Here is a 25,040-nt window from a genome sequence, read left to right on the forward strand (position 1 = left end):
CGTCACGGGGTCTTCCTTTCGGACGGGGACTCGGACGGGTCGAGGATGCCGCGGCGGGCGCCGAGCATCCCCTCGACCGCGCGGAGCATGAGGGCGGAGCGATCGGATGCCCCGCCCCAGCGCACGAGCGACTGCGCGTTGATGCCGTCGATCATGCCCAGCAGCTGCCAGGCGGCTTCGGCGGGGTCGTCGATGTGCAGATCCCCCTCCGCCGCGCCCTCGGCAAGGAGCTCCTGCAGCGCGCTCTGCCACCGGTCCATCGCGTCGCGTGCGGCGGCGGCGAGCGTCTCGTTGCGGCGTCCGAGGGCGAACGCCTCGACCCAGATGAGGGTGACGTCGTCGCGCGACCCGTCGAGCAGCGCGGCGAGCAGCGCCGCGAGGCGGCCTGTGGCGGTTCCGGATGCCGCGAGGGCCGTGAGCTCGGCGAGCTCGGCATCCACCACGGAGGTGAAGGTCGAGGCGACGAGGTCGTCCATCGTCGGAACATAGTGGGCCACGAGCGCCGGGGTGACGCGAGCACGTGATGCGACGCCGCGCAGCGTGAGGGCGGCGAGTCCCTCGTCGAGAGCGAGGTCGCGCGCGGCGTCGGCGATCTCGCCGCGCCGCTGATCGGGCGAACGGCGCGGCGCGCGCGTCGTGGTCGGCATGCAACATCCCCCCGCCGGTATTGATCGTTTGGTCAATAATGCCCGCGCATAAGCGAAGGCGCAAGCGCCGCGGCGGAACGAGCATTGACGAGAACCTCGCGAGTCGGTACCGTCGCACTATTGAGCACGTGATCAATATTACTCGAGGAGAGTCCGATGGCTTGGCGAATGCCCGCGGAGACCGCGCCGCACGACCGCACGTGGATGGCGTTCCCGCGCCCCGGCATCACGCTCGGCGAATCGCCCGCCGAGGCCGAAGAGGCGTACGCCGCATGGACCGCGGTCGCCCACGCCGTCGCGCAGTTCGAGCCCGTCACGATGGTCGTCGACCCGATCGAGGCAGGCCGCGCGCGCCGCATGCTCGGCACCGGCGTCGACATCGTCGAGGCTCCGCTCGACGAGTACTGGATGCGGGACTTCGGCCCGACCTTCGTGGTCGATGACGAGCGCCCGGGTGTTCTGGGTGCCGTCGACTGGATCTTCAACGGCTGGGGCGCACCCGACTGGGCGGAATGGCACCTGTCTGCCCGGATCGGCCGCTTCGTGAGCGACCTCGTGGGGTCGGAGCTCGTGAGCTCGGTGCTCGTCAACGAGGGCGGCGGCATCCACGTCGACGGAGAGGGCACGGTCCTCGCGACCGAGACGGTGCAGCTCGATCCGCGCCGCAATCCCTTCGTCGACAAGGCCCGCGTCGAGGCCGAGTTCGCCCGCACGCTCGGAACGACGAAGACGATCTGGCTTCCCCGCGGCCTCACGCGCGACTACGACGACTTCGGCACGAACGGCCACGTCGACATCGTCGCGACGATCACCTCTCCCGGCCGCGTCCTCCTGCACGCGCAGAACGACCCCGCCCACCCCGACCACGAGGTGACGCGCGAGCTGAAGTCGCTGCTGGAGAACGAGACGGATGCCGCGGGCCGCCGGTTCGAGATCGTCGACCTGCCCGCGCCCGAGACGCTCCGCGACCACGAGGGCTTCGTCGACTGGAGCTACGTCAACCACCTCGTGGTCAACGACGGCATCATCGCGTGCGGCTTCGGCGAAGAGCGGGCGGATGCCGCTGCCCGCGCGATCCTCGAGGAGGCCTACCCGGGACGCCGTGCCGTCACCGTCGATGCGCGGGCGATCTTCGCGCGTGGCGGCGGCATCCACTGCATCACGCAGCAGCAGCCGACGGTGGCCTCGTGATCGACGTCGTCGAAGCCTCCATCGCCGACCTGCGCGCGGCCCTCGAGTCCGGCGCGACCACGGCCGTCGAACTGGTCCAGGCGTACCTCGCACGCGTCGACGCGTACGACGGCGAGCTCCACGCCGTCGTCGTGCGCAATCCCGACGCGATCGCCGAGGCCGAGGCATCCGACGCCCGTCGCTCGCGCGGTGCGGTGCGGGGTCCGCTCGACGGCATCCCCTATACGGCCAAGGACTCGTACCTGGTCGCAGGGCTGACCGCCGCCGCCGGCAGCCCCGCGTTCCAGCACCTCGTCGCGCAGCGCGACGCCTTCACGATCGAGCGCCTGCGCGCCGCGGGCGCGATCTGCCTCGGCCTGACCAACATGCCCCCGATGGCGAACGGCGGAATGCAGCGCGGGGTCTACGGTCGCGCCGAGAGCCCCTACAGCGCCGACTTCCTCACCGCGCCGTTCGGCTCGGGGTCATCCAACGGCTCGGGCACTGCGACGGCGGCGAGCTTCGCGGCCTTCGGCCTCGGCGAGGAGACGTGGTCGAGCGGCCGCGGGCCCGCGTCGAACAACGCGCTCTGCGCCTACACCCCCTCGCGCGGGGTCATCTCGACGCGCGGCAACTGGCCGCTCGTTCCGACGATGGATGTCGTCGTGCCGCACGCGCGAACGATGGCCGATCTCCTCGAGGTGCTCGACGTCATCGTCGCCGACGATGCCGAGACGCGCGGGGACTTCTGGCGCTCGCAGCCGTGGGTGGAGGTCCCGACGGCATCGTCGGTGCGGCCGGACTCGTATCGCGGCCTCCACGGCTCACTGGAGGGATGCCGCATCGGCATCCCCCGCATGTACATCAACGCCGACGACGCCCCCGACGGCGTCGGCATCGGGGGTCCGACCGGCCGGCGCATCCGCACCCGCGACTCCGTCATCGCGCTGTGGGATGCCGCCCGCCGCGACCTCGAGGCTGCGGGCGCGACCGTGGTCGAGGTCGACTTCCCCGTCGTCTCGAACTACGAAGGCGATCGCCCCGGCGCGCCCACGATCGCGACGCGCGGCCTCGTCAGCGCCGAGTATCTGCACCGCGAGATCGTCGACCTGTCGGCCTGGGGGTGGGAGGACTTCCTCGCCGCGAACGGCGACCCTGAACTCTCGAGCCTCGCCGCAGTGGACGGCGCGACGATCTTCCCGCACCCGGCGGGGGCGCTCCCCGACCGCTACACGGGCTTCGACGACGACATCGCGGAGTACCCCGACTGGGTGCGTGCGCACCCGGGCGTCGGTCCGGCCGACATGCCCGAACTCGAAGCCGGACTCCGTGGGCTCGAAGAGACCCGCCGCGTCGACCTCGAGGAGTGGATGGATCGCCTCGGGCTGGACGCCGTGGTCTTCCCGGCGGTGGCCGACGTCGGGCCCGCCGACATGGACGTGAACGAGGCATCCGCCGACCTCGGGTGGCGCAACGGCGTGTGGGTCGCCAACGGCAACCTCGCGATCCGCCACCTCGGCATCCCCACCGTGACCGTCCCGATGGGGACGATGGATGACATCGGGATGCCGGTCGGCCTCACGTTCGCGGGTCGCGCCTACGACGACACGGCGCTCCTGCAGCTGGCCGTCGCGTTCGAGGCGACCGGGGAACGGCGCACGACTCCCCCGCGCACTCCTCGCATGTGACGCTCACCCCTCGGCGGGCTGCTCCCCCTCGGGCGGCTCCGGCATGATCGTGAGGCCGTTGGGTCCGCTCGCGGACTTCATGAGCTCGTCGACCCAGAAGCGATTGATCCGGGGCGGGCGGGTGCCGTTGAAGTGGATCTGCATCGGGATCGACGGGTGGATCCAGAAGCTGCGGCGACCCGTGCCGTCGCTGAGGTCGACGTCGAACATGAAGGGCTCGGCACGGCGGAGCTTGTTCATGAAGACGATGCGAAGGTGCGCCAGCGTGCGGTCTTCGAGCTCGACCGAGTTGCCGATCGTGTCGTAGATGAACCTGCCCATGGGGCGAGCCTAACCCTCAGCGGCATCGTCCACGGGTGCGTCGCGATAGCGGGCCGCTCGACGACGGATGTCGTCGACAGCCTCCTGGGCTCCCGGCAGGCGGACGGCGATGACATCGGGCGCGTCGACGACGACAAGCTGATTGCCGGCGCCGACCGCGACGGCCGACTGGGCCGTTGTGCCGGAGACGACGGCCGGGAAGCGCACCGTGTCGACGCGCTGATAGAGGCTCAGCAGGCTCGCGTATTCGAGGACGGAGTCGGCGATGTCATCCGTCGTGAGGAAGCGCGTGCCGGCGATCAGCAGATCTTTCATTGGAGGCTCCCGTACGCTTCTGTTCCGAGTTGAGCGGCGAATACCGCGTCCGCCGGCGAACCGGTCTTTCCACAATGAGGGTGACCCCCTCTCCCGGCGTACGGGTTGACGCGTCTCCGCGGCTTTGGTACCGAACACCACCGGCCGGGTTACGATTCACCCGTGGGCAGGATCTATTACGGCGGCGAAGCGACGCCGATCGACATCGAGGACCGCGCGCTCGCGCACCTGAAGGTCGTCATCGCGACCAAGCTGCGCCGGGGTGAGAGCTTCACGGTCTCGTGGAAGCATCCCGAGGATCAGCCCGGTGGCCGATCGACGATCTGGCTGCATCCGTCGATCCCCCTGCGATTCGTCTTCGATGAGCCCGAGGCGCCGGAGCTGAGCCGCACATGGCTCGAAGAGCTCGCGAACTCCGCCCATTCGTCTGGGGGCATCACACTGATCTCCGAGCACTTCGACACCGGTCCCGTCGACGTGCAGGAGCCCGCCAAGCTGACCGTGGAGGTGGCCGAGGTCGAGGTCGTCAAGGTCGGAAAGATCGAGACCGAGTCGGACTGACGCACGCTGCGGTCCGCACTCCTCGCCGGCGCTCACCCCGTCGGCGTCGGATCGGCACCGACGGGGTGGCCCCGCTCATCGGTCATTCGTACCGGAGCGCGTCGATCGGGTTCTGACGTGCGGCGCGGCGAGCAGGGAGTGTGCCTGCGAGGAATGCCAGCCCCATGACGACCAGGATGACCGTCGCCACCGAGGCCGGCGCGTACTGCAGGATGTTCAGTCCCGGAAGGCCGGACAGCACGGTCTGGGCGAGGGCTGCGCTGAGCGGGACGCCGACCGCGATCGACACGAGGGCGCCCAGCGCACTGCCGAGGAATCCGATGAAGACCGCCTCCAGGCTGAACAGGGCGAACACTCTTCCCGCGCCCATGCCCATCGCCTTCATGAGGCCGATCTCGCGCGTGCGCTCCTGCACGCTCATGAGAAGTGTGTTCACGATGCCGAAGCCGGCGGCCAGCAGAGCGATCGCGGCGAAGGCATTGAGCACACCCACGATCCCGCTGATGACGAGCTGGAACGACCCCAGCTGATCCTCGAGGGTCTGCGCCGCGAAGCCCTCTTCGGCCAGACGGTCCTGCAGGTCGGCGACCTCTTGCGCGGTGAGCCCCGCCGTGATCTGGACCGTCGCCTGAGCGAAGGTCGTCTCGACCGAGTCCGGCTTGCCCGTCGAGCCGATGTCGTCCATCTCGTTCGCGAGGGCGGAGTTCAGGCTCACTCCGCTTCCGAGCAGGGACTCGTTCTGGATGCCGACCACCGTCGCGGCCACTTCGGAACGCTCGCCCAGGTAGTCGTCGACGCCGAACACCACGGTCTCGCCGATCGCGGCGCTCGCGCTGTCGAACCCGAGGTTCTCGAGGTAGCTCGTCGGAAGGAGCACTTCGAACTCGGCGGTGTCGTTGTCCAGCGCCTGTCCTGCCGCGAGGTCCGCAGGGCTCACTCCGGCCGCGACGTTCACGCTCACCTGGAACTTGCCGTTCGCGCCGTACTCGATCCACTCCGGCGAGATGCTGCTGAGCGGAGTGACGGCGACGACGCCTTCCGTCGCGCGCAGTGCGTCGATGTCGTCGGAGGTGAGAGGCTCCCCCTGTCCTGGAAGCGCGATCGGACCGGACGGTCCGGCCGAACCGCCGGTGGCGTCGGGGTCGTACGGCTGGGGTCCGTCGCCCGCGTCGGCCGGCGCGCCCTCGGGCGCCTTCGTCACCAGCAGGACGTCCTCGGCCCCGATGGCGGCCACCTGCGACGCGATGTAGTTCGACACGCCCGTTCCGATCGCCGAAGTGGTCGTCAGGGTGAAGGCTCCGATGAAGATGGCGATCACTGTGAGTGTGGTGCGCAGCTTGCTGCGGAAGGTGCTCTGCACCGCGGTGCCGACGAGGTCGCGGATGTTCACGCCGCCACCTCCTCGACGAGCAGGCCGTCATGGATCTGGATGCGTCGATCGCAGCGGGCGGCGAGCTCGGGCTCATGAGTGACGATCACGAGCGTGATCCCCCGCGATGCGTTGAGTTCGAAGAGGATGTCCTCGACGATCGCACCGGTGGCCGAGTCGAGGTTGCCCGTCGGCTCGTCCGCGAAGATGATGCTCGGGTCGTTGACCAGGGCGCGTGCGATGACGACCCGCTGCTTCTGGCCTCCCGAGAGGTCGGTCGCCCGATTGCGCGCCTTGTCGGCCATCTCGAGCGCGTCGAGCGCCTCCACACCTCTGCGCCGGCGCTCGCGAGCCGGGACGCCTGCGATCTTCAACGGCAGCGTGACGTTGTCGAGCACGCTGGCGTTCGGAATGAGGAAGAACTGCTGGAAGACGAATCCGAAGGTCGCATTGCGCACCTTGTTGATCGCCGTGGGCCCGAGGTTCGCGACGCTGCTCCCTTTCATCAGCACCTCGCCTGACGAGGGCGTGTCGAGCAGTGCGAGGATGTGCATGAGCGTGGACTTGCCCGATCCGCTCTTACCCGTGATGGCGACGCTGGCGCCCTCGTCGATGCTGAGCGACACACCGCGCAGAGCATCGAACCGGGTCGAGCCGCGTCCGTAGGTCTTCGTGAGCTCGCGCGTCTCGAACGCGGGCGGGACGGCAGGGGCCTGTGTGATCATGCTTCCAGCGTCGTCCGCGGCCCACGCGCGAGCATCCGTCCGCCGTGGGCACTTCGGTACTGCAGGTGCAGTACAGCGGCAGACTGCGGAAGGCGGATGCCGGGACGCCGTACGTGTGGCACGCTCGACGCATCCGTCCTGAGCGAGGTGACCATCCGCAGTCCGTCCCGGCCTTCATCTGCCGCTGTGCCCTCCGACGCCGCGGCGCGAACGAGGGCGCCCGAGTGGCTCGTCGACATCCTGCTCGGTCTTCCGGTCGCACTCGGGGCACTCGCGCCCACACCCTTCACCGAGGCGTCGTCCGCGCCCGAGTTCTGGGCGACCCTCGCGGTGGGCATCGCCGTGGCCGCGACTCTTCCGCTCGCCCGTCGCTTCCCGCGCACGATGCTGACCGTCACGACCCTCATCGCGGCCAGCGCGCCTCTGTGGTCCACGGCGACCCTCGGGCTGGTGCTCGCCAGCGCGGTGTGCCTGTATCGACTGGCCGCCGTCACCGCCGACCGACGCGTCATCGTCATCGCCTTCGCGTCGTCCGCGGCACTGCTCGTGACCAGCGTCGCGCTCTTCGGGCCTGGGGACCACTACCTCGCCTGGATGCTGCAGCCTGTCGCCGTACTGGGGGGCGCCGCCGCCCTCGGAGAAGCGACCCGCAGTCGCCGGGCCTACATCGACGCGATCACGGAGCGTGCCGAACGTGCCGAGCGCACACGAGAGCTCGAGGCCGAGCGCCGGGTCACCGAGGAGCGCCTGCGCATCGCTCGCGACCTGCACGATACGGCCGGCCACCAGATGGCGGCCATCAACCTGAACGCGGGGGTCGCGAAGAACGCTCTCCCCGACGACCCCGAGCGGGCGACGATGCTGTTGACCGGCATCCAGCAGTCGGCTCGCACGGTGCTCGACGAGATCGGCGCACTGCTGCGGCTTCTGCGCGGTGCGACGGGCGACGACGAGGCGCTCGCACCGGTGGCGACATGGGCCCACGCGCCGCTGGTGATCGAGGAATTCCGCTCCACGGGGCTGGACGTGACCGCCGACCTGGGCGACGGCCTCGGCGACCTGGGCGGCGCGGCCGACGTCGTGGCGTACAAGGTCCTGCAGGAAGGACTCGCGAATGCGCTCAAGCATGGCGACGGGCAGGCCCTCGTCGCCACCGAGGTGCACGGACGGCAGCTCATGCTGCGGGTCGAGAATCTCGTGGGGCCCGTGCCCGCGTCGGCACCCACGGGCCGGTACGGCCTGATCGGCGTCCGCGAGCGCGTCGAGTCGATCGGCGGATTCGTGCACGCGCGGCGCGAAGGCCGTCGCGACGGAACCGCCTTCGTGCTCGAGGTCGGTCTTCCCCTCACGACGGAGAGGTCGTGATGTGACGGTGGTCTCGGTGGTGGTCGTCGACGATCAGCCCTTGGTCCGGTCGGCGATCGTCGGCCTCCTCGCCCATGAGGACGACCTCGAGGTCGTGGGCGAAGCGGCGACGGGGACGGATGCCGTGCGCCAGGCGCGCACGCTCCGACCGGACGTCGTCGTCATGGACATCCGGATGCCGGAGCACGACGGCATCTGGGCGACCCGTCGCATCTGCACCGACGCGGACCTCGCCGGCACGCGCGTTCTGATCCTCACGACGTTCGAAGACGAGGCGTACGTCGTCGAGGCCCTCCGCGCCGGCGCGAGCGGCTTCATCGGCAAGGGTGCCGACCCCGAAGAGATCGTCGCCGCCGTGCGCACGGTCCATGCCGGCGAAGCGCTCCTCTCACCGCGGGCGACTCGCACGCTGGTGGACCGCTATGCGCGGATGGATCAGCGGGCGGCGACCTCGACCGGGCCGGCATTCGACCTCGGCGGCCTCACCGAACGCGAGACCGAGGTGCTCGTGCTCGTCGCCCGAGGCCTGAGCAATGCGCAGATCGCCGAAGCGCTCGTGATCTCTCCCCTCACGGCGAAGACCCACGTGAACCGCATCATGATGAAGGTCGCGGCCCACGACCGCGCTCAACTGGTCATCGCCGCCTACGAGAACGGGCTCGTGCAGCCGGCGACGGGCTGAGCCACGGCATCCCGATCATCACGAAGCAGAGGAACAGACCATGACCGCCGTCTTCGTGACCGGTGCCACCGGAACCGTCGGGTCGGCCGTCGTCGAGCACCTTCTCGCCCGCGGCCAGCAGGTCATCGCCGCCGTCCGGCGTACGGGCGACGCTCGGGTTCCGGCGGCCGCCGAGCAACGGCCGTTCTCGTTCGACGCCCGGACACGAGAGATCGACGAGGTGTTCGAAGGGGTCGATCGCCTCTTCCTCATGCGTCCGCCGGCGATCGCGAACGTGCGAGAGACGCTCTTCCCCGTGATCGATGCGGCACGGCGGCGCGGCATCCATCAGATCGCCTTCCTCAGCCTTCAGGGCGTGCAGGCGAATCGGAAGACGCCGCACTACGCGGTGGAGGCCTACCTGCGCGAGACGCGGAGCCCCTGCACATTCCTCCGGCCCAACTTCTTCATGCAGAACCTGTCGACCACGTACGCCGAGCCCATCCGCCGGCACGGCGAGATCTTCGTGCCGGCCGGACGCTCTCATACCGCCTTCATCGACGCGCGCGACGTCGGCAGCGCTGCGGCCGCGACGCTGTCGAACCCGGCTCACATCGGCAAGGCCTACACGCTGTCGGGCGAGCGGAGCCTCACCTACCGTGGCGTGGCCGCGATCATGAGCGAGGTCCTCGGCCGCACGATCCGCTACGCGCGCCCGAGCGAGAAGGCCTACCTCACCCGCCTCGCCGAGGCGGGTGCCCCACAGGACTACATCGACGTGCAGAAGATGATCCACAGGGTGGTGCGCATGAACGTGTCCGCGCTCCCGAACACCTCCGTGCGGAAGCTGACGGGGCGACCGGCCACGACGCTCGAGAAGTTCGTCGCCGACTACGCCGAGGTCTGGAACGCCTGAGGGTCACGCCGAAGGATGCCGCGCCCCGGCGCCGCCGAGTTCTTGCGCCCGCGTCTGCAACCGCCGCGCCGCCTGTCGGAGGTAGCGCTCGATCGCGTCGCGTTCGTGGTCGCTGAAGTCCGCTGCGAGCTCATCGAGCGCTTCGAACAGGGGCCCGAGTTCGCCGAGGATCCGCCCGACCGTCTCCCCCTGGGGCACGAGCGAGACCCGTCGGCGGTCCGCTTCGTCGCGCGCGCGCAGGATGTGTCCGGCGCGCTCGAGCCGATCTGCGAGCTCAGTGGCTGAGCCCGTGCTCATCCCGAGACGCTGCCCCAGCTCGACGGGACCGAGATGCGATCCCTCGCTGTCCATGATGTGGCCCATCGCCTCGTAGTCGGTCGGACGCAGACCCATGCGCGCGGCGAGCGCGTGGTCGAGCTGGGCGGCCGCACGGTTGACCGACCGGAGCGCCCACGACAGCTCATCGGCGCTCATTCGCCCGCGCTCGACGTCCTCCGCAGAGCGCGCGTCCGGCCCGCGGTGTCCGCTGGTCGCATCCATGGGCACATCATACTTGACATTTCACTCGGTTTCCGAAACACTCGGACACGGAGCTACCTGCCGAATGAAAGGCCTGTGATGCCCTCGTCCGCTACTTCACCTGTTCTGACGCCGGGCAGGCTGCGCGCACTGCTCATCGTGCTCTGCGCCGCGCTCGCACTCGTCGTAGCCGGCAACTCGGCGCTTGCCATCGCCCTCCCCGACATCGCCGAAGATCTCGGCGCCGATCAGTCTCAGCTCACCTGGATCATCGACGCCTACGCCCTCACGTTCGCCGCGATGCTGCTGACCGCCGGCCTCGCCGCCGACCGGGTGGGCAGGCGGACGATCCTCGTGCTCGGCCTCGTCGTCTTCGGAGGGGCCAGCGTCGCCTCGGCGTTCTCGCCCGATCCGGAATGGTTCATCGCTCTGCGGGCCGTGTCCGGAGTCGGAGCCGCGGCGGTCTTCCCGGTGACCCTTTCGGCGCTTGTGGATGCCTACCCCGAAGAGCGCCGCACGTTCGCGATCGGGGTCTGGTCAGGGGTGAGCTCCGCCGGCGCCGTCGCGGGCACGATCATCTCCGGAGCCCTGCTCGAGGTCTTCTGGTGGGGAAGCGTCCAGCTCCTCTTCGGCGGCGTCGCGATCGCCCTCATCGTGCCGGCGCTCTTGCTGGTCGCACAGAACCGGAACCCCGCCCTCTCGCTCGACCCGGTCGGTGCGTTGTGGTCGGTGATCGCCCTCGGTGGCCTCGTCTTCGGCATCGTCGAGGGTCCCCAGCGGGGGTGGACGGACGCCGTGACGCTCGCGGCACTCGCCGTCGGAACCGCGGGCTTCGTCGCATTCGTGGCGCACCAGCTCCGCGCCCGTGTGCCCTCGCTCGATGTGCGGCTCTTCAAGAATCGCGGACTCGCCGCGGGCTCGACGATCGTGACGATTCAGTTCTTCGCATCCCTAGGCTTCTTCGTGCTCTCGCCGCAGTACCTGCAGATCGTGCTCGACTACAGCCCCCTCGGGGCCGCCCTCGTGCTGCTGATCGTGCCCGTCGGAGTCGGGGCGGGGATCGGCGCCTCGGCCGCCCTCGCGAAGCGCTTCGGGGCGCGTGTGCCCGGCTCGCTGGGTCTCCTGCTCATGGGCGGTGGGTTCGCCGTTCTCGGACTGGGGCTCCTCGGTGGACTGGAGCCATCGCTGTGGGTGCTGGGCGGCGGCGTGCTGGTGTTCGGCGTGGGGTTCGGCATGGGCATCACCCCCGGCACCGAGCTGATCATCGAAGGGCTCCCCGCCGAACGTCGCTCCGTCGCGAGCGCCGTGAACGACATCACCCGCGAGGTCGGCGGCGTGCTCGGCATCGCCGTGCTCTCGAGCATTCTGGTCGCGTTCTACCGGGACGAGATCGCTCCCGCCCTGGACGGGCTTCCGCCCGAGGTGCAGGATGCGGCCGACAGCGGCGCGGGTGCCGCGCTGGGCGTCGCGGAGGCCTTCGGACCGCAGGGCGATGCGCTCGCTCTGGCCGCGCGTGAAGCCTTCGCCGTCGGACTCAGTGCATCGATGTTCGTCGGAGCGGTGGTCTTGGCTGTCGCGGCCGTCATCGTCGTGATCGTGGCCCCGGGTCGCGCGGCGGCCAGACCTCTCGAGGGTCGGGATGTGGGCGTCAGGACCGGAGCAGAGATCTGATGAGGTAACGGCGTACGGCGGGGTTCGAGGTCAACCCGATCGCGCGCTCCGCCGCCGCGCACGCAGCGGACCCGTCTGCGTCGGCCAGTGCGATTCGGGCACGGCACACCCAGTACGGCTGATGCGAGCGGACGGTCTCCGCGGGCAGGGAATCCAGCAGCGTCCGGGCCTCGACGGTCTCGCCCGTGGAGAGAAGTGCGGCTGCGGCGCCGATCGTCGCCCCCGGCGACGGTGCGATCCGCAGCAGCCCGCGGTAGAGCGCGACGATGGCCGAGGCATCGGGCTCGCGATCGTCGGCGCGCGACGAATGCAGCGCGCTGATCGCCGCCTCGAGCTGGAAGCGCCCGATGCGGCCCATGCTCGCGGCGCGTCGCAGATGCGCGTCGGCGGCTTCCCGGATGCTGCGCGACCACCGCGACGTGTCCTGCGCCGCCAGGGGCACGAACTCGCCGTCCACGATCCGTCCGCCCCTCCGGCTCTCGGTGTGCAGCATCAGGGACAGCAGCCCCCACACCTCGGGCTCGGCTGGCAGGAGTTCCGCGAGGACCTCGGCGAGCCTGATGGCCTCCGCCCGCAGCGCCGCGTCCCGCTCGTCCTCCACGTCGGCGATCGGGTCGGCGAGGCCGTAGGCGCCGTAGACGGCCTGCAGCACGGCATCCAGCCGCGGTGCGAAGGACTCCGGTTCGGGCACCTCGAACCGGAGTCCCGCGTCACGGATCTTCGCCTTGCTGCGACTCAGTCGCTGGCCCATGGTCGCCGCAGGGATCAGGTAGACGGATGCGATGCGTGCGGCATCGACCCCGAGCACCGCTTGCAGCATCAGGGGCGCGTGCATGCGCGGATCGATGGCGGGATGCGCGCACACCATGAGCAGGCCGAGCCGATCGTCGATGGCGGCGTCCGGCGACGGCGCGGGAGCGCCGCGATCCTCGAGGTCTTCCGGCGCGACGGACACGACACGCGCGCTCGAGCGCAGCGCGCTCATCGCCTGATTTCGCGATGCCACGCGCAGCCATGCCTCGGGCGAGGCGGGCACGCCGCCGGCGCGCCACGCCGTCACCGCGGATGCGAACGAAGCCGACACCGCATCCTCGGCGAGCTGCAGGTCGCCGGTGCGACGGAAGAGCCACCCCACGAGGCGCCCGAAGAACGCGCGGTGCGCAGCCTCGAGCGCCTCATCGGGGTCCGGGTCGGACATGGCGACGACCTCACCCCATCGACGGGAGGATCGGGCGCACCTCGACGCTGCCGTTGACCGCCGCCGGGCACCGCGCCGCCCACTCCATGGCGGTGTCGAGGTCGGGGACGTCGATGAGGAAGATCCCTCCGAGATGCTCTTTGGCATCGGCGAAGGGTCCGTCCTGCACGCTCGTCGAACCGCCCCGCGCCCGCAGGGTCGTGGCCGACTGAGGCGGCTGGAGTCCCGCTGCGGCCGTCATGACGCCGCTCTCCCCCAGCGCTGCGACGTAGCTGGCCCACGATGCCCAGTACGACTCGGCGAGCGCGGGGTCGTTGCGGGCATCGAAGTCGGCGTCCGCTTCGACGGCCAGGATTGCGTACTGCATGGTGGTCTCCTTCTTCCGATGATCATGTCTGCTCGCGCCGGTGTGGCGCACCAGGGAGACGCACAGGAAGCGTCCATCTCGACAAACGGCGGAACTTGTTCGAAATCACCGGCGCGACACGTGTGTTACAGATTGATTACATGCTGGCGCTTCTGTACTTTTTGTTACAGGATCAGAGAACGTCGCTCAGCGATAGGAACCCGAGAAAGGTCCTCCCATGGAACTGCTCCGCACCCCCGCCCGCCGCGTCGGCACCGTTGCCGCCGCACTCACCGCTGTCGGCATCCTCCTCGCCGGCTGCACGTCCGCCGCCGGCGAGACGACGACCGACTCCGGCTCGGCGCCCGACGGCGTCGAGATCGCCGGCGTCTCGATCACCGTCGACGAAGACGCCCGCGCACTCCTGCCGGCCGACATCCGCGATGCCGGCGCGGTCGCCGTCGCGACCGACGCCCCCTACGCGCCGTTCGAGTTCTTCGTCGAGGAGGGTTCGGAAGAACTCACCGGCGTCGATGTGCTCCTCGGCCAGGCGATCGGCGCCAAGCTCGGCATCGAGTTCGACTTCGCGCAGCAGGGCTTCGACGGCATCATCCCCGCGCTCCAGGCGGGCAACTTCGACGTCACCCTGTCGGCCATGACCTCGAGCGTCGAGCGCATGGATGTGCTCACGTTCGTCGACTACTCCGCGTCGGGCACCGGCATCCTGACCGCGGCGGGCAACCCCGAGGACATCGAGACGTACCTCGACCTGTGCGGCAAGGACGTCGCCGTTCAGGGCGCGACCAGCCAGGTCGACCTCGTCAACGACACGTGGCAGGCCGAGTGCGCCGCCGAGGGCCTCGACCCGATCGCACTGTCGGAGTTCCCCTCCGACTCCGACGCGCAGCTCGCCATCACGGCCGGCAAAGCGGTCGCGTCGCTGCTCACCAAGCCCAGCGCCGGGTTCGTCGCCAAGACGACCAACGACGGCGCGACGTTCGAGGTCATCGAGGATCCGACGTCGCCGAACGGCTACAACGCCACCCTGAACGGCATCGGGGTCCTCAAGGAGAACGAAGAGCTCGCCGAGGCCATCCAGGCGGCGCTTCAGGCACTGATCGACGACGGCACCTACAACAAGATCCTGGCCGAGTTCGGCGTCGAGGGAATCGGCATCGACGAAGCCACCATCAACGGCGCAGCCTCCTAGCGCCCTCCGCCGGTGCGGCCGCCCCCCACGGCCGCACCGGCACTCTCTCCATTCACCGGCGCCTCAGCGGCGCCACCTCATCGAGGAGGATCATGACTGCAACGTCGCAGCGGGTCGCACCGACGCCCACTCCCCACACGAACGGCCCGGCACGGATCCAGGCGGTTCCGCTCCGCCACACCGGCCGCTGGATCTCGGCCGGCATCGTCGGCATCGCCACGGCGGCGTTCCTCTTCTCCGTCGTACAGAACCCCAACCTCGACTGGCCGACGGTCGGCGAGTACCTGTTCGCGCCCCTGACCCTGCAGGGCCTGGCCACCACGATCTTCCTGACGGTGAGCGCGATGGCGATCGGTCTCGCGGGCGGCATCGTCGTGGCCGTCATGCGCCTCTCGCCGAACCCGGTCCTGCGGGTCGTCAGCGGGCTCTTCGTCTGGGTGTTCCGCGGCACGCCCGTCCTGCTGCAGCTGATCTTCTGGGGCTTCATCGGCGCGTTCATCCCCAAGATCGTGCTCGGCATCCCGTTCACGAGCATCGAGTTCTGGTCGGTCTCGACATCCGACCTCATCCCGGCGACGGTCGCCGCCCTTCTGGCGCTCGGTCTCAACGAGATGGCCTACGCCTCCGAGATCGTGCGGGCGGGCATCCAGTCCGTCGACAACGGCCAGACCGAGGCCGCCCATTCGCTCGGCATGTCGCCGGGGCGCACGCTCCGCCGGATCGTCCTGCCGCAGGCGATGCGCGTGATCGTCCCGCCGATGGGCAACGAGGTGATCACGATGCTCAAGACGACGGCACTGGTCTCGGTCATCGCGGGTCGCGACCTCATGTCGAATCTGCAGGCCGCCTACGCGCAGAACTTCAAGATCATCCCGCTGCTCATCGTGGCAGCCATCTGGTATCTGGTGCTGACCAGCATCCTCGCCGTTCCGCAGGCGTGGCTCGAGCGCCGGTTCGGACGCGGGGTCGCCGGCGCCCGCGAGAGCAGCGTGACCCGCGTGCTGCAGGCCTGGAAGGGCGGAAAGAAGTGACCACCATGACCCTCCCCTCAGCGGCGCCGATCGACACCGCGACGACCGCGATCATCGACGCGCAGGACGTGTACAAGAAGTTCGGATCGCTCGAAGTGCTCAAGGGCATCAGCCTGCAGGTCGAGCGCGGCCAGGTCGCCTGTCTCCTCGGGCCCAGCGGCTCGGGCAAGTCCACGTTCCTGCGATGCATCAACCACCTCGAGAAGATCGACGCCGGCATCATCCGCGTCGCAGGCGAGACCGTCGGCTACGCCGAGCGCGGCGGCAGGCTCTACGAACTGCGCGAGAAGGATGTCGCCGCCCAGCGCCGCAAGGTGGGCATGGTCTTCCAGCGCTTCAACCTCTTTCCGCACATGACCGCCCTCGACAACGTGATCGAGGCCCCCACGCAGGTCCTCGGCAGAAAGTCGGCGGAGGCGAAGGCGCAGGCACTGGAACTGCTCGAGAGGGTCGGTCTCGCCGACAAGGCGCACACCTACCCCAGTGCGCTGTCGGGGGGTCAGCAGCAGCGCGTCGCGATCGCTCGGGCCCTCGCCATGGAGCCCGAGGTCATGCTCTTCGACGAGCCGACGTCTGCGCTGGATCCCGAACTCGTCGGCGACGTGCTCGACGTCATGAGGCGCCTCGCCGCCGACGGCATGACCATGATCGTGGTGACCCACGAGATCGGCTTCGCCCGCGAGGTCGGCGATGTGGCGGTCTTCATGGACGGCGGCGTGATCGTGGAGCAGGGCTCACCGGCCGACGTCTTCGGCAGTCCGCGCGAGTCGCGCACCCAGTCCTTCCTCGCCAAGGTGCTGTAGATGTCGGCTGTTCACCCGGTGCGCGCATCGACGCCCGGGGTCGCTGAGCTGCGCGCCCGCGCAGAGGGCCTGTCGGGGCAGTTCCGCCGCGAATTGACCACGCTCGTGGGCATCGACTCCGGCTCGTGGAACACGGCCGGGGTGGAGGCCGTGGGCGCCTGGTGCACGGCGCGGCTCCGCGATCTCGGCTTCGCCGTCGAGCGCGTGAGCACCGCTCCCGTCCAGGGCCACCAGTTCGGCAGCGTGATCGTCGCGCGGCGACGGGGACGCGGCATCCGTCGCATCCTGCTCTTCGCGCACATGGACACCGTGTTCGCCGACGGCACGGCCGCCGAGCGGCCCTACCGCGAGTGCGGCGGCCGCGCCTACGGCCCGGGAGTGAGCGACGACAAGGGCGGGCTGCTCGCGGCGATCCACGGTGCGCAGATCGTCACGGAGAGCGGCTTCGACGACTTCGCCGAGCTCGTCCTCGTCTTCACACCCGACGAGGAGATCGGCTCTCCCGCATCGCAGGGAATCCTCGGCGGCATCGCGGCGGGAATGGATGCCGCGTTCTGCCTGGAATGCGCGCGAGAGAACGGCGACCTCGTGGTCGCGCGCAAGGGGGTCGCCGACATCCGCATCGACGTGCGAGGGCGGGCCGCCCATTCGGGTGTCGATCCGGAGCGCGGCGTGAGCGCCGCCGTGGAGGCCGCGCACCTGCTGCTGGAGGCCGAAGCGCTCTCGGGGAGCAAGCCGGGGCTGCACGTGAACATGGGCATGATCCGCTCGGGCGACCGCGCGAACGTGGTGCCCGCGTCGGCCCAGATCCACGGGGAGGTGCGTGCGGCCACTGTCGATGACCTCGACGCGACGCTCACCGCCATCGAGAGCCGGGCGTCGAAGCCGGTGACCGCCGGGGCGACGATCGCCACGGCGCGCGTCGCCGTGTGCCCGCCGCTCGAGCGCACGGCCTCGACCGATGCTCTCCTCGGTCTCGCGGTCGAGGTCGGGCGCGAGCTCGGCATCGAGGTCGCGGGGGCCACGACCGGGGGCGCCTCGGACGCGAACTTCGTCGCCGCGACCGGGGTGCCGGTGCTGGACGGCCTCGGGCCGATCGGCGGCGACGACCACGCTCCCGGCGAGTGGCTCGACATCGACAGCGCCCCCGCCCGCATCGCGCTGCTGGCGGGCCTCATCATCCGAGTCGCCACGGGGTGAGGGCACTACTGTCGAGACGGGAGGTACGAGAGATGGCTGAGACCGGCGTCGCCGACGCGATCAGGCGCGGCATGGGTGAGTGCTCACCCGCCGAGCGCAAGGTCGCACGGGTCCTTCTCGCCGCCTATCCGTCGGCCGGCTTCGAGACGGTGGCCAAGCTCGCAGAGCGCGCGGGCGTCAGCGGGCCGACGGTCATCCGGTTCGTGAATCGCCTCGGCTACAAGGGCTTCCCGGACTTCCAGGAGTCACTGCGGCGCGATCTCGACGAGCGGTCGGCCTCGCCACTGCGCATCTATGAGTCCCGCCAGGGCGCGGAGCCCGGCACCGAGACCTCCCTGCGAGACCGCGCCGCATCCATCGCCGTCGACACGCTGCGCCGCACCTTCGAGGGCCTCACGACGCACGATCTCGAACGGTGCATCTCGCTGCTCGCAGAAGCGCAGGGGGCCATCCACATCTCCGGCGGACGCTACTCTCAGCTTCTCGGACGCGCACTCGCCCTGCACCTGCAGCAGCTGCGTCCGCGCGTCCAGATGCTGCCCGACCTGCCGTCGACACGCGCCGCGGTGCTGGAGGACCTCGGCCGACGCGACGTCATGGTGCTCTTCGACTACCGCCGCTACGAGGACGAGACGCTCCTCCTGGCGCGGCACGCGCGGGCGAGGCGGGCCTCGATCATCCTCTTCACCGACGCGTGGCTGTCGCCGATCTCGTCCGTGGCCGACGTCGTTCTCACGAGCGAGACGAGGGCGCCCTCGCCCTTCGATGCGCTGACCCCCGTGATGGCACTGGTCGAGACCGTGGTGGCCGGATGCTTCGAGGCGCTGGGTGACGCGGCGACCAAGCGCATGGCGCGCGCCGACCGCACGGCGACCGATCTGGGCCTGTACTGATCGGATCCACATCGCGGCGGCGCTGCCGCGATCCGACGGGGAGCGCATGGCGCAGGTCCTGGCATCGACAACGAGCCCGGACCGGTCTCCTGTTCCAGACCGGCCCGGGCCGTGGTGGGAAGCGCGGTCAGCCGACCTGCGCGATCACCATCTGCAGCTGGCTGAACGAGACCTTGCCCGCCTTGGTCGTCCATGCCGCGGTCTTGCCGTCGCGCACGAGGGTCGTCGCGAACTGGGGTCCGGTCTCGAGCGACAGGCCGACGCCGACGCCGACGGACGAGGCCACGACCTGCTGGGCGAGGTCGCGCAGCGAGTAGACACCGCCCTCGCCGTCGATCGAGTCCCACGTGTCGGTCTGGACAGCCGGGACCGCACCCTGGGTCTTGAGCTTCTTCGCGCCCTTGCCCTGATCGACCTTGACCTTCTTGCCGAGGTCGATCCGGTCGCCGGCGTTGAGATAGCTCCAGCGCACGCCCTCGACACCCGCCTCGGTGACCACCGCACTGCGCACATCGATCAGAGAGGCCCCGTGCTCGCCGATCACGTAGCCCTCGCGCTTCTTCCGGTCGAGGACGACGGCCGTGGTCTCGTCCACGCCCAGCACGTAGGGATTGCCCGTCTCGAGCGCGAGTTTGACGGCACGACCCTGGCGGCCCCAGGTCGTGAAGTGGCTGTCGAGCAGCACACCGTCGACGAAGCCGAATCCGCCGTACGGCAGAGAACCGAGAGCGTCCGCGTCGTCCAGGTATCCGGGGGTGCCGCCATCCCGCCATGACTGGTAGGACTCGCCGCCGGTGATCATATCGGGGCCCTGCTGGATCGTGAGGCCGGCGCTCACGCCTGCGACCACGCCGCGCGCCGCGACGTCGCGGATCGCCTTCATGACCGGGGTGTCCGTGCAGTCGGTGAACGCCTCGAGCTCAGCATCCGCGCATTCGAACAGCGTACGCACGTAGCGCATCTGGTCTCCGCCGCCGAAGAAGACGCCGGTGGATGCCGCGACCTCCGCAGCGACGGCCGCGCTGTCGGCGTTGTCCGGGGTGTAGGGGTCGCCTTCGTAGTCGACACCGCCGTCGATCGGCACCGCGTAGGTGTCTGCGCCGAACCTGGCGAACAGCGCACCGTAGTAGAGACCGTTCGCGGCGGCGTTGTTGAGATCCGCATCGGCGGCGTCGACGGCGTTGCGGGCGGGGGATGCCGCTGCGGATACGATCGCGATGCGCGCTTTCAGCGGGCCCTTGCCGTCGGGGTCGGCCAGATCGACGATGCTCTGCAGGATGTCGGCGTTCTCCTGCAGGTTTCCGCCGATCAGCACGGCGTGCGGTGCGAGCTTCTTCGGTGACGGCTGCGCGGCGACCGCAGGGCCGCCCAGACCGACCGCGAGCGCGGTCGCGCCGAGGACGGCAACGATGCCGATGGTGTGACGGTGCATGGTTCTCCCTTGGAACAAGTGATACAGAATGCGCTGATTCTGACATGAATCTAACGCGCATTACAATCACCTCTTCGGCTGGAGCGGACCACCTGACGCGCTCAGGAGCTGCGGCTGATCGCGCGACACCGGGCGCGCCGCAGCCGAGGGTCGGGCGGGTCGCGACGAGCACGCGACCACGCACTGTCGTTCACGGCCCGCCTGGGACCAGCTCGTCGATGGTCATCGCCGCGTCGATGAGCGCGAGATGACTCAGCGCCTGAGGGAGGTTGCCCCAGAACTCCCCACTGGCGGGGTCGATCATCTCGGCGAAGATCGACACGTCGTTGCCCTGGCCGACGAGATCGTCCATCGCCGCCACAGCCTCGCCCCCGCGGCCCACGCAGGCGAGGGCCGCAGCACGCCAGAATCCGCACGCGACGAACGCGAACTCCTCGTGCTGCATGCCGGAGTACCGGTAGAGGTGGGCGCCGGAACCCAGCTCGGCGGTCAGCGCATCGATCGTCGTCGACATGCGGTCGCCGCGGTCGAATCCACTGAGTGCGTGAAGGAGGACCGATGCGTCGAGGTCGTCCGATCCGGGGTACATGAGGTACGACGACCGCTGGTCGGACCAGCAGTGCTGGTCGATCCATTCGCGGACGCGTTGCCGCTCCGCTTTCCACCGGTCGATGCTCCCGGCGATCTCACCTGCTTCGGCGAGGTGGATCGCGTCATCGAGGGCTTGCCAGCATCCCATCTTCGACGACGTGTAATGCTGCAGTTCGGGCAGCTCCCACATGCCGGCGTCGCGATTGCGCCAGAGATCGCACGTGCGGTCGGCGATCTCGGCGAGCATGCGTCCGGTCGCGACGTCGAGCACGTTCCCGGCGTCGACGTATGTGCGGCAGACCCCGATCAGATCACCGAAGACCCCGAGCTGCAGCTGCCCCTGCGCGGGGTTTCCGGTCACGACCGGTCCGAGGCCGCGCCAGCCGGCGACATCGTATTCGCGCACCCCCGCCGGCACGTCTCCGTCGAGACCGTAGAAGATGTGCAGTTCGGGGCCGTTGTCGCGGATCGTTCGCAGAAGCCACGAGATCGCCGCGTGGGTCTCCTCGCGCAGACCGAAACGCACGAGCGCGTGCGTCGTGTAGGCGAGATCCCGCACCCACGCGAAGCGGTAGTCCCAGTTCTTCTCTCCCCGAGGGCTCTCGGGGAGGGACGAGGTCGCCGCCGCCGCGATCGCTCCACTCGGGCTGAAGATGAGGAGCTTCAGCGCGAGAGCGCTGCGTTGCACCTGAGAAGGCCAGCGACCGTCGTACGAGAACTCTCTCGACCACGTGCGCCACGCCGCGATCGTGCGGTCGATTCCTTCGTCCACGATCGCGGGGTCGGGCAGATGCACGGGTTCGTCGTGGGTCGCCACGACGATCAGAAGGTGCCGTGATCCCTTCTTCGTCGTGAGTCGTCCGGAGATCTCGGGGTAGCCCTCGGGGCTCGCGGATCGCTGCCCGTGGTCGCTGCCGACGACCGCGATCGACGTCTCACCCGACCGGATGACCGGTCCGCTCTCACGCCGCTCGATCCAGGGCGAGGCCGTGCCGAGGGATGTCCCCGGTCGCACGCGCCACGCGAACGCGACCGCGCCCGAGACGCCGTCGACACGCCGCGCGAGCTCCGCCCAGGGCAGCCTTCCCGCGACACCCGTCACGAGGGCATCCGTGACCGTCGCCTTCCCTTTCGCGGTGGTGAAGGTGGTCCGCAGGACGTTCGTTCCGGCGACGTACCTGCGCGTCACGGTGTACTCGTCGACCGGCTCGAGCTCGATGCATCCCCCCGTCTCGTCGTCGATCAACCGCGCGAAGACGGGTAGCGAACTGAGGTTGGGAATCGGCAGCCAGTCGACCTGCCCGCGCATCCCGATGAGTGCGACAGTTCGACCGTCGCCGATCGGCGCGTAGGAGCTCAGCTCCTCGCCCGGCGGACGCTCATCGTCCCTGGGGGTCGCGCGCGCCACCGTCCGTCAGGGCTTCCGGCCCGGAGACGGGTCGCCGGGATCCTCGGGATAGGGCGACGCAGAAGACCCTTCGATGCTCTCGAGCGATCCAGGCAGTGTCAGGTCCTCATCGGCGACGACCTCTTCGGCGCGCGGCGGCTCGTCGTCCTTGTGGACGCCGTCCTTCGGTTCCGTGCTCATGGTGTCTCCTCTCTGGATGCCTCAGAGGGCGCGCAGCTCTTCGAGGAGCTCGGTCGCAGGGCCGTCGAGGAACGCCGACTGCGTGTCGCCGCCCACCTGGACGAGGGCGACGTCCGTGAATCCGGCATCCACGTACTCCTTCACGGCCGCGACGATCCTGTCGAGATCGGGACCGCACGGGATGGCTTCCGCGACGTCCTCGGGCCTCACGAACTGGCTGGCACCTTCGAATCCGGCGGGGGTCGGGAGATCGGCGTTGACGGACCATCCGCCTCCGAACCAGCGGAACTGGTCGTGAGCGCGGGCGACCGCGGTCTTCTCGTCGGGATCCCAGCTGATCGGGATCTGCCCGATCTTGCGCGAGCCGCCGTCGTGCTCGGCATCCCACTTGTCGATCACGTCCTTGTCGGGCTGCACGGCGACGAGATGCTCCGCCAGCGGGGCGAACCGCTCGATGGACTCGTCTCCCGACACCGCGACGGCGATCGGGATGACCTGATCGGGCAGATCCCAGATGCGTGCGGAATCGACTCGGAAGTAGTCGCCCTCCCACGTCGTGAGTTCACCCGTGTGCAGCTCACGGATGATCTTCATCGCCTCGACGAGCATGTCCTGCCGGGCGCTCACCGACGGCCAGCCTTCGCCGACGACGTGCTCGTTGAGGTTCTCGCCCGAGCCGAGTCCGAGGATGAAGCGTCCCTCGGCGAGGTCCTGCAGGGTCGCCGCCTTCTGCGCGACCACGGCGGGGTGGTACCTCATGGTGGGACACGTGACGTACGTCATGAGCTCGACTCTGGACGTCGCGTGCGCGACCGCCCCGAGCATCGTCCACGCGTAGGGCGAGTGGCCCTGACTCGTGAGCCACGGGGAGTAGTGGTCGCTCGAGACCTCGAAGTCGAAGCCGGCCTCCTCCGCCGCGACGGCGTAGCGCACCAGGTCGCGCGCACCGCTCTGCTCCGTCATGAGCGTGTATCCGAAACGTGTCATCGTCGACTCCTCTTCTCTCGATCGTGCGTGGTCACGGGGTGGGCTTTCCGCCGTTGACGTTGAGCGTTTCGCCGACCACGTAGCTCGATTCGGCGGATGCGAGGAACACATACGCCGGCGCGAGCTCCGCGGGCTGCCCCATGCGCCCGAGCGGGGTGTCCTCGCCGAACTCGGCGATCTTCTCCTGCGGTTGGCCGTCGGTCACCTGCAGCGGTGTCCAGATCGGGCCGGGCGCCACGGCGTTGACACGGATCCCCTTCGGCGCGAGCTGCTGGGCGAGTGCCTTCGTGAACGCGTTGATCGTCGCCTTGGTCGAGGCGTAGTCCACCAGGATGTCGGACGGGCTGTACGCCTGGATCGATGTCGTGTTGATGATCGCGGATCCTGCGGGGAGGTGCGGCAGCGCGGCCTTCGTGATCCAGAACATCGCGTAGACGTTGGTCTTGAAGGTGTCGTCGAACTGCTCGTCGCTCAGGGTCGTGAGATCTTCGTTGTAGATCTGCTTGCCGCCGTTGTTGACGACGATGTCGAGACCGCCGAGCTCTTCGACCGTGCGGGCGACCAGGTCCCGGCAGTACTGGGCGTCGCGCAGATCGCCGGGGATCGTCGCAACCGTCGCACCCGCGTCGCGCATGATGCTCGCGATCCGCTGCGCATCCTCCTCCTCGCTCGGGAGGTACGACAGTGCGACGCTCGCGCCCTCGCGCGCGAACGCGATCGCCGTCGCTGCGCCGATCCCCGAATCGCCTCCCGTGATGAGCGCCCTCCGGCCGACGAGTCGTTCGGTCCCCCGATAGGTGTCCTCGCCGAGATCGGCGCGCGGCGTGAGCTGCGCATCGAGTCCCGGCTCGGGCTGATGCTGCTTCTCCGGCTCGATGTCTGCATAGAGCTTCGCCGGGTCGGTGAACGTGTACTGGTCGCGGGACATGGATCTCCAGGTCTTCAGATGGTGGCCACCGAGCCGGAGTCGACCCGGTAGTTGGAGCCGTTGACGAACGAGGCGCGATCCGAGCAGAGGAAGGCGATGACGGATGCCACTTCCTCCGGCTCGCCTCGTCGGCCGAGCTCCATGTGCGGACGCTCCTCTGCGAGGAACGATCGGATCGCCTTGGCCGGTGTGGTGCCCAGCTCGTCGGCGCGCTTGCGCATCATCGCGTCGGTCATGGGGGTGTGGATGAAGGCGGGCGAGACCGCGTTCACGAGGAGCCCATCGGAGGCGTACGAGCGGGACAGTCCTTTGGACAGGGCCAGGATGCCGGCCTTCGCCGCACAGTAGGGGAGCTCGTCGTCGTACGGCTGGACGGCGTCCTCCGAGGCGAGGAACACGAGTCGCCCCCAGCCTCCCTTGCGCAGGGACGGGAGGAACTGGCGGACGAGGCGGACCGGGCCGATCAGGTCGGTCTCGATCGTCTTCGTCCAGCCCTCGTCGGTGATCTCGTGGAACAGCCCCTGAGCGCCGGTCACGCCGGCGGACTGCACGAGGATGTCGATGTCGCCCACGGCATCCTGCACCTTCTCGTGGAGCTGCGCGAGCGAGTCGACGCTCGTGATATCGGCATCGAACGCGAAGAGCGTGCCCTCGTCCGCCGCGAGTCTCTTGGCGGCGGTGGCGAGAGCGTCGGGATCCTGGTCGCTGATGACGACCGTCACGCCCTCTTCGAGCAGAAGACGCGCGGTGTGCCAGCCGATGCCCGAGTCGCCGCCCGTGATCAGCGCTGTGCGCCCGGTGATGCCGAGATCCATGTTCCACTCCTCGCTCCGGCGAATCGCGTCGGCGGGTTCGCCTCTGCTCACGCTACGGACGGGGCGCGAATCCTTGAGGGACCTTGACCA

The 25,040-nt window shown here is 69.4% G+C and carries 26 protein-coding genes; 12 read left to right on the top strand and 14 right to left on the bottom strand.

Annotated elements, in window-relative coordinates; translation table 11 throughout:
- Window positions 1-2: 2 nt before the first annotated feature.
- A complete protein-coding gene (locus ACTIFV_RS15735) occupies window positions 3-647 on the bottom strand; it encodes a TetR/AcrR family transcriptional regulator (RefSeq protein WP_439593741.1) in 645 nt (214 codons plus the stop codon).
- A gap of 156 nt (window positions 648-803) precedes the next feature.
- Between ACTIFV_RS15735 and ACTIFV_RS15740 the strand changes: the two genes are divergently transcribed.
- Window positions 804-1,838, top strand: coding sequence for an agmatine deiminase family protein (locus ACTIFV_RS15740; RefSeq protein ID WP_439593742.1), 1,035 nt, complete (start codon window positions 804-806; stop codon window positions 1,836-1,838).
- Window positions 1,835-3,505 (top strand): amidase, encoded by a 1,671-nt coding sequence (locus tag ACTIFV_RS15745; protein ID WP_439593743.1) that lies wholly within the window; start codon window positions 1,835-1,837, stop codon window positions 3,503-3,505. The genes ACTIFV_RS15740 and ACTIFV_RS15745 overlap by 4 nt, the downstream gene beginning before the upstream one ends.
- Window positions 3,506-3,508: 3 nt before the next feature.
- Here the strand turns inward: ACTIFV_RS15745 and ACTIFV_RS15750 are convergent, their stop codons facing one another.
- The gene (locus ACTIFV_RS15750) at window positions 3,509-3,826 is read right to left on the bottom strand and encodes a DUF7882 family protein (RefSeq protein ID WP_439593744.1); all 318 of its coding nucleotides are present in this window, start codon (window positions 3,824-3,826) and stop codon (window positions 3,509-3,511) included.
- A gap of 9 nt (window positions 3,827-3,835) precedes the next feature.
- A complete protein-coding gene (locus ACTIFV_RS15755; protein WP_439593745.1) occupies window positions 3,836-4,141 on the bottom strand; it encodes a hypothetical protein in 306 nt (101 codons plus the stop codon).
- 162 nt (window positions 4,142-4,303) lie between these two features.
- On the opposite strand from ACTIFV_RS15755, the gene ACTIFV_RS15760 reads away from it, so the two are divergent.
- A complete protein-coding gene (locus ACTIFV_RS15760; protein WP_439593746.1) occupies window positions 4,304-4,702 on the top strand; it encodes a DUF7882 family protein in 399 nt (132 codons plus the stop codon).
- A gap of 82 nt (window positions 4,703-4,784) precedes the next feature.
- On the opposite strand, the gene ACTIFV_RS15765 is transcribed toward ACTIFV_RS15760, so the two are convergent.
- A complete protein-coding gene (locus tag ACTIFV_RS15765) occupies window positions 4,785-6,092 on the bottom strand; it encodes an ABC transporter permease (RefSeq protein ID WP_439593747.1) in 1,308 nt (435 codons plus the stop codon).
- The gene (locus ACTIFV_RS15770) at window positions 6,089-6,796 is read right to left on the bottom strand and encodes an ABC transporter ATP-binding protein (RefSeq protein ID WP_439593748.1); all 708 of its coding nucleotides are present in this window, start codon (window positions 6,794-6,796) and stop codon (window positions 6,089-6,091) included. The genes ACTIFV_RS15765 and ACTIFV_RS15770 overlap by 4 nt, the downstream gene beginning before the upstream one ends.
- A 186-nt stretch (window positions 6,797-6,982) precedes the next feature.
- Between ACTIFV_RS15770 and ACTIFV_RS15775 the strand changes: the two genes are divergently transcribed.
- The 3 genes from ACTIFV_RS15775 to ACTIFV_RS15785 are packed head-to-tail and all read left to right on the top strand — an operon-like array spanning window position 6,983 to window position 9,738.
- On the top strand, window positions 6,983-8,161 hold the full coding sequence (locus ACTIFV_RS15775; protein ID WP_439593749.1) for a sensor histidine kinase: 1,179 nt from the start codon (window positions 6,983-6,985) through the stop codon (window positions 8,159-8,161).
- A 7-nt stretch (window positions 8,162-8,168) separates the two neighbouring features.
- Entirely contained in the window at window positions 8,169-8,843 is a 675-nt protein-coding gene (locus tag ACTIFV_RS15780) for a response regulator transcription factor (RefSeq protein WP_439593827.1), read from the top strand.
- 40 nt (window positions 8,844-8,883) lie between these two features.
- Window positions 8,884-9,738 carry an SDR family oxidoreductase gene (locus ACTIFV_RS15785; protein ID WP_439593750.1) on the top strand — a complete coding sequence of 285 codons (855 nt, stop codon included), beginning with the start codon at window positions 8,884-8,886 and terminating at the stop codon, window positions 9,736-9,738.
- Window positions 9,739-9,741: 3 nt separating this feature from the next.
- Here the strand turns inward: ACTIFV_RS15785 and ACTIFV_RS15790 are convergent, their stop codons facing one another.
- Complete coding sequence (locus tag ACTIFV_RS15790) at window positions 9,742-10,278, bottom strand: MarR family winged helix-turn-helix transcriptional regulator (protein WP_439593751.1); 537 nt, start codon at window positions 10,276-10,278, stop codon at window positions 9,742-9,744.
- Between the two features lie 78 nt (window positions 10,279-10,356).
- Here ACTIFV_RS15790 and ACTIFV_RS15795 point away from each other — a divergent pair, with 78 nt between their 5' ends.
- Window positions 10,357-11,928, top strand: a complete 1,572-nt coding sequence (locus ACTIFV_RS15795) for an MFS transporter (RefSeq protein ID WP_439593752.1) — start codon at window positions 10,357-10,359, stop codon at window positions 11,926-11,928.
- Here the strand turns inward: ACTIFV_RS15795 and ACTIFV_RS15800 are convergent.
- Window positions 11,906-13,126, bottom strand: a complete 1,221-nt coding sequence (locus ACTIFV_RS15800; protein WP_439593753.1) for an RNA polymerase sigma factor — start codon at window positions 13,124-13,126, stop codon at window positions 11,906-11,908. The genes ACTIFV_RS15795 and ACTIFV_RS15800 overlap by 23 nt on opposite strands.
- A gap of 10 nt (window positions 13,127-13,136) precedes the next feature.
- Window positions 13,137-13,493 (bottom strand): YciI family protein, encoded by a 357-nt coding sequence (locus tag ACTIFV_RS15805; protein WP_439593754.1) that lies wholly within the window; start codon window positions 13,491-13,493, stop codon window positions 13,137-13,139.
- 217 nt (window positions 13,494-13,710) lie between these two features.
- Between ACTIFV_RS15805 and ACTIFV_RS15810 the strand changes: the two genes are divergently transcribed.
- The 5 genes from ACTIFV_RS15810 to ACTIFV_RS15830 all read left to right on the top strand — a co-directional run bounded on the left by ACTIFV_RS15810 (window position 13,711) and on the right by ACTIFV_RS15830 (window position 18,609).
- The gene (locus ACTIFV_RS15810; RefSeq protein ID WP_439593755.1) at window positions 13,711-14,682 is read left to right on the top strand and encodes an ABC transporter substrate-binding protein; all 972 of its coding nucleotides are present in this window, start codon (window positions 13,711-13,713) and stop codon (window positions 14,680-14,682) included.
- Between the two features lie 92 nt (window positions 14,683-14,774).
- The gene (locus tag ACTIFV_RS15815) at window positions 14,775-15,713 is read left to right on the top strand and encodes an amino acid ABC transporter permease (protein ID WP_439593756.1); all 939 of its coding nucleotides are present in this window, start codon (window positions 14,775-14,777) and stop codon (window positions 15,711-15,713) included.
- 5 nt (window positions 15,714-15,718) lie between these two features.
- The gene (locus tag ACTIFV_RS15820; protein WP_439593757.1) at window positions 15,719-16,516 is read left to right on the top strand and encodes an amino acid ABC transporter ATP-binding protein; all 798 of its coding nucleotides are present in this window, start codon (window positions 15,719-15,721) and stop codon (window positions 16,514-16,516) included.
- Window positions 16,517-17,716, top strand: coding sequence for a M20/M25/M40 family metallo-hydrolase (locus ACTIFV_RS15825; RefSeq protein ID WP_439593758.1), 1,200 nt, complete (start codon window positions 16,517-16,519; stop codon window positions 17,714-17,716).
- Between the two features lie 32 nt (window positions 17,717-17,748).
- The gene (locus ACTIFV_RS15830; RefSeq protein ID WP_439593759.1) at window positions 17,749-18,609 is read left to right on the top strand and encodes a MurR/RpiR family transcriptional regulator; all 861 of its coding nucleotides are present in this window, start codon (window positions 17,749-17,751) and stop codon (window positions 18,607-18,609) included.
- Window positions 18,610-18,736: 127 nt separating this feature from the next.
- Here the strand turns inward: ACTIFV_RS15830 and ACTIFV_RS15835 are convergent, their stop codons facing one another.
- The 6 genes from ACTIFV_RS15835 to ACTIFV_RS15860 all read right to left on the bottom strand — a co-directional run bounded on the left by ACTIFV_RS15835 (window position 18,737) and on the right by ACTIFV_RS15860 (window position 24,950).
- On the bottom strand, window positions 18,737-20,041 hold the full coding sequence (locus ACTIFV_RS15835; protein WP_439593760.1) for a cyanophycinase: 1,305 nt from the start codon (window positions 20,039-20,041) through the stop codon (window positions 18,737-18,739).
- A gap of 190 nt (window positions 20,042-20,231) precedes the next feature.
- Window positions 20,232-22,040 (bottom strand): glycoside hydrolase family 15 protein, encoded by a 1,809-nt coding sequence (locus tag ACTIFV_RS15840; protein WP_439593761.1) that lies wholly within the window; start codon window positions 22,038-22,040, stop codon window positions 20,232-20,234.
- A gap of 6 nt (window positions 22,041-22,046) precedes the next feature.
- Entirely contained in the window at window positions 22,047-22,220 is a 174-nt protein-coding gene (locus ACTIFV_RS15845; protein ID WP_439593762.1) for a hypothetical protein, read from the bottom strand.
- A 21-nt stretch (window positions 22,221-22,241) separates the two neighbouring features.
- A complete protein-coding gene (locus ACTIFV_RS15850) occupies window positions 22,242-23,207 on the bottom strand; it encodes an LLM class F420-dependent oxidoreductase (RefSeq protein WP_439593763.1) in 966 nt (321 codons plus the stop codon).
- 31 nt (window positions 23,208-23,238) lie between these two features.
- Window positions 23,239-24,135, bottom strand: coding sequence for an SDR family oxidoreductase (locus ACTIFV_RS15855; RefSeq protein WP_439593764.1), 897 nt, complete (start codon window positions 24,133-24,135; stop codon window positions 23,239-23,241).
- A gap of 14 nt (window positions 24,136-24,149) precedes the next feature.
- Window positions 24,150-24,950, bottom strand: coding sequence for an SDR family NAD(P)-dependent oxidoreductase (locus tag ACTIFV_RS15860; protein WP_439593765.1), 801 nt, complete (start codon window positions 24,948-24,950; stop codon window positions 24,150-24,152).
- Window positions 24,951-25,040: the final 90 nt, after the last annotated feature.

Origin of the sequence: Microbacterium sp. (assembly GCF_051860965.1) — a bacterium.
Taxonomy (GTDB): Bacteria; Actinomycetota; Actinomycetes; order Actinomycetales; family Microbacteriaceae; genus Microbacterium.

Bases quoted from the DNA above. Each gene is read 5' to 3' on its own strand.
- ACTIFV_RS15735 (WP_439593741.1), bottom strand. From the start codon at position 647: ATGCCGACCACGACGCGCGCGCCGCGCCGTTCGCCCGATCAGCGGCGC.
- ACTIFV_RS15740 (WP_439593742.1), top strand. From the start codon at position 804: ATGGCTTGGCGAATGCCCGCGGAGACCGCGCCGCACGACCGCACGTGG.
- ACTIFV_RS15750 (WP_439593744.1), bottom strand. From the start codon at position 3,826: ATGGGCAGGTTCATCTACGACACGATCGGCAACTCGGTCGAGCTCGAA.
- ACTIFV_RS15755 (WP_439593745.1), bottom strand. From the start codon at position 4,141: ATGAAAGATCTGCTGATCGCCGGCACGCGCTTCCTCACGACGGATGAC.
- ACTIFV_RS15770 (WP_439593748.1), bottom strand. From the start codon at position 6,796: ATGATCACACAGGCCCCTGCCGTCCCGCCCGCGTTCGAGACGCGCGAG.
- ACTIFV_RS15785 (WP_439593750.1), top strand. From the start codon at position 8,884: ATGACCGCCGTCTTCGTGACCGGTGCCACCGGAACCGTCGGGTCGGCC.
- ACTIFV_RS15790 (WP_439593751.1), bottom strand. From the start codon at position 10,278: ATGGATGCGACCAGCGGACACCGCGGGCCGGACGCGCGCTCTGCGGAG.
- ACTIFV_RS15795 (WP_439593752.1), top strand. From the start codon at position 10,357: ATGCCCTCGTCCGCTACTTCACCTGTTCTGACGCCGGGCAGGCTGCGC.
- ACTIFV_RS15800 (WP_439593753.1), bottom strand. From the start codon at position 13,126: ATGTCCGACCCGGACCCCGATGAGGCGCTCGAGGCTGCGCACCGCGCG.
- ACTIFV_RS15805 (WP_439593754.1), bottom strand. From the start codon at position 13,493: ATGCAGTACGCAATCCTGGCCGTCGAAGCGGACGCCGACTTCGATGCC.
- ACTIFV_RS15810 (WP_439593755.1), top strand. From the start codon at position 13,711: ATGGAACTGCTCCGCACCCCCGCCCGCCGCGTCGGCACCGTTGCCGCC.
- ACTIFV_RS15815 (WP_439593756.1), top strand. From the start codon at position 14,775: ATGACTGCAACGTCGCAGCGGGTCGCACCGACGCCCACTCCCCACACG.
- ACTIFV_RS15820 (WP_439593757.1), top strand. From the start codon at position 15,719: ATGACCCTCCCCTCAGCGGCGCCGATCGACACCGCGACGACCGCGATC.
- ACTIFV_RS15825 (WP_439593758.1), top strand. From the start codon at position 16,517: ATGTCGGCTGTTCACCCGGTGCGCGCATCGACGCCCGGGGTCGCTGAG.
- ACTIFV_RS15830 (WP_439593759.1), top strand. From the start codon at position 17,749: ATGGCTGAGACCGGCGTCGCCGACGCGATCAGGCGCGGCATGGGTGAG.
- ACTIFV_RS15835 (WP_439593760.1), bottom strand. From the start codon at position 20,041: ATGCACCGTCACACCATCGGCATCGTTGCCGTCCTCGGCGCGACCGCG.
- ACTIFV_RS15845 (WP_439593762.1), bottom strand. From the start codon at position 22,220: ATGAGCACGGAACCGAAGGACGGCGTCCACAAGGACGACGAGCCGCCG.
- ACTIFV_RS15850 (WP_439593763.1), bottom strand. From the start codon at position 23,207: ATGACACGTTTCGGATACACGCTCATGACGGAGCAGAGCGGTGCGCGC.
- ACTIFV_RS15855 (WP_439593764.1), bottom strand. From the start codon at position 24,135: ATGTCCCGCGACCAGTACACGTTCACCGACCCGGCGAAGCTCTATGCA.
- ACTIFV_RS15860 (WP_439593765.1), bottom strand. From the start codon at position 24,950: ATGGATCTCGGCATCACCGGGCGCACAGCGCTGATCACGGGCGGCGAC.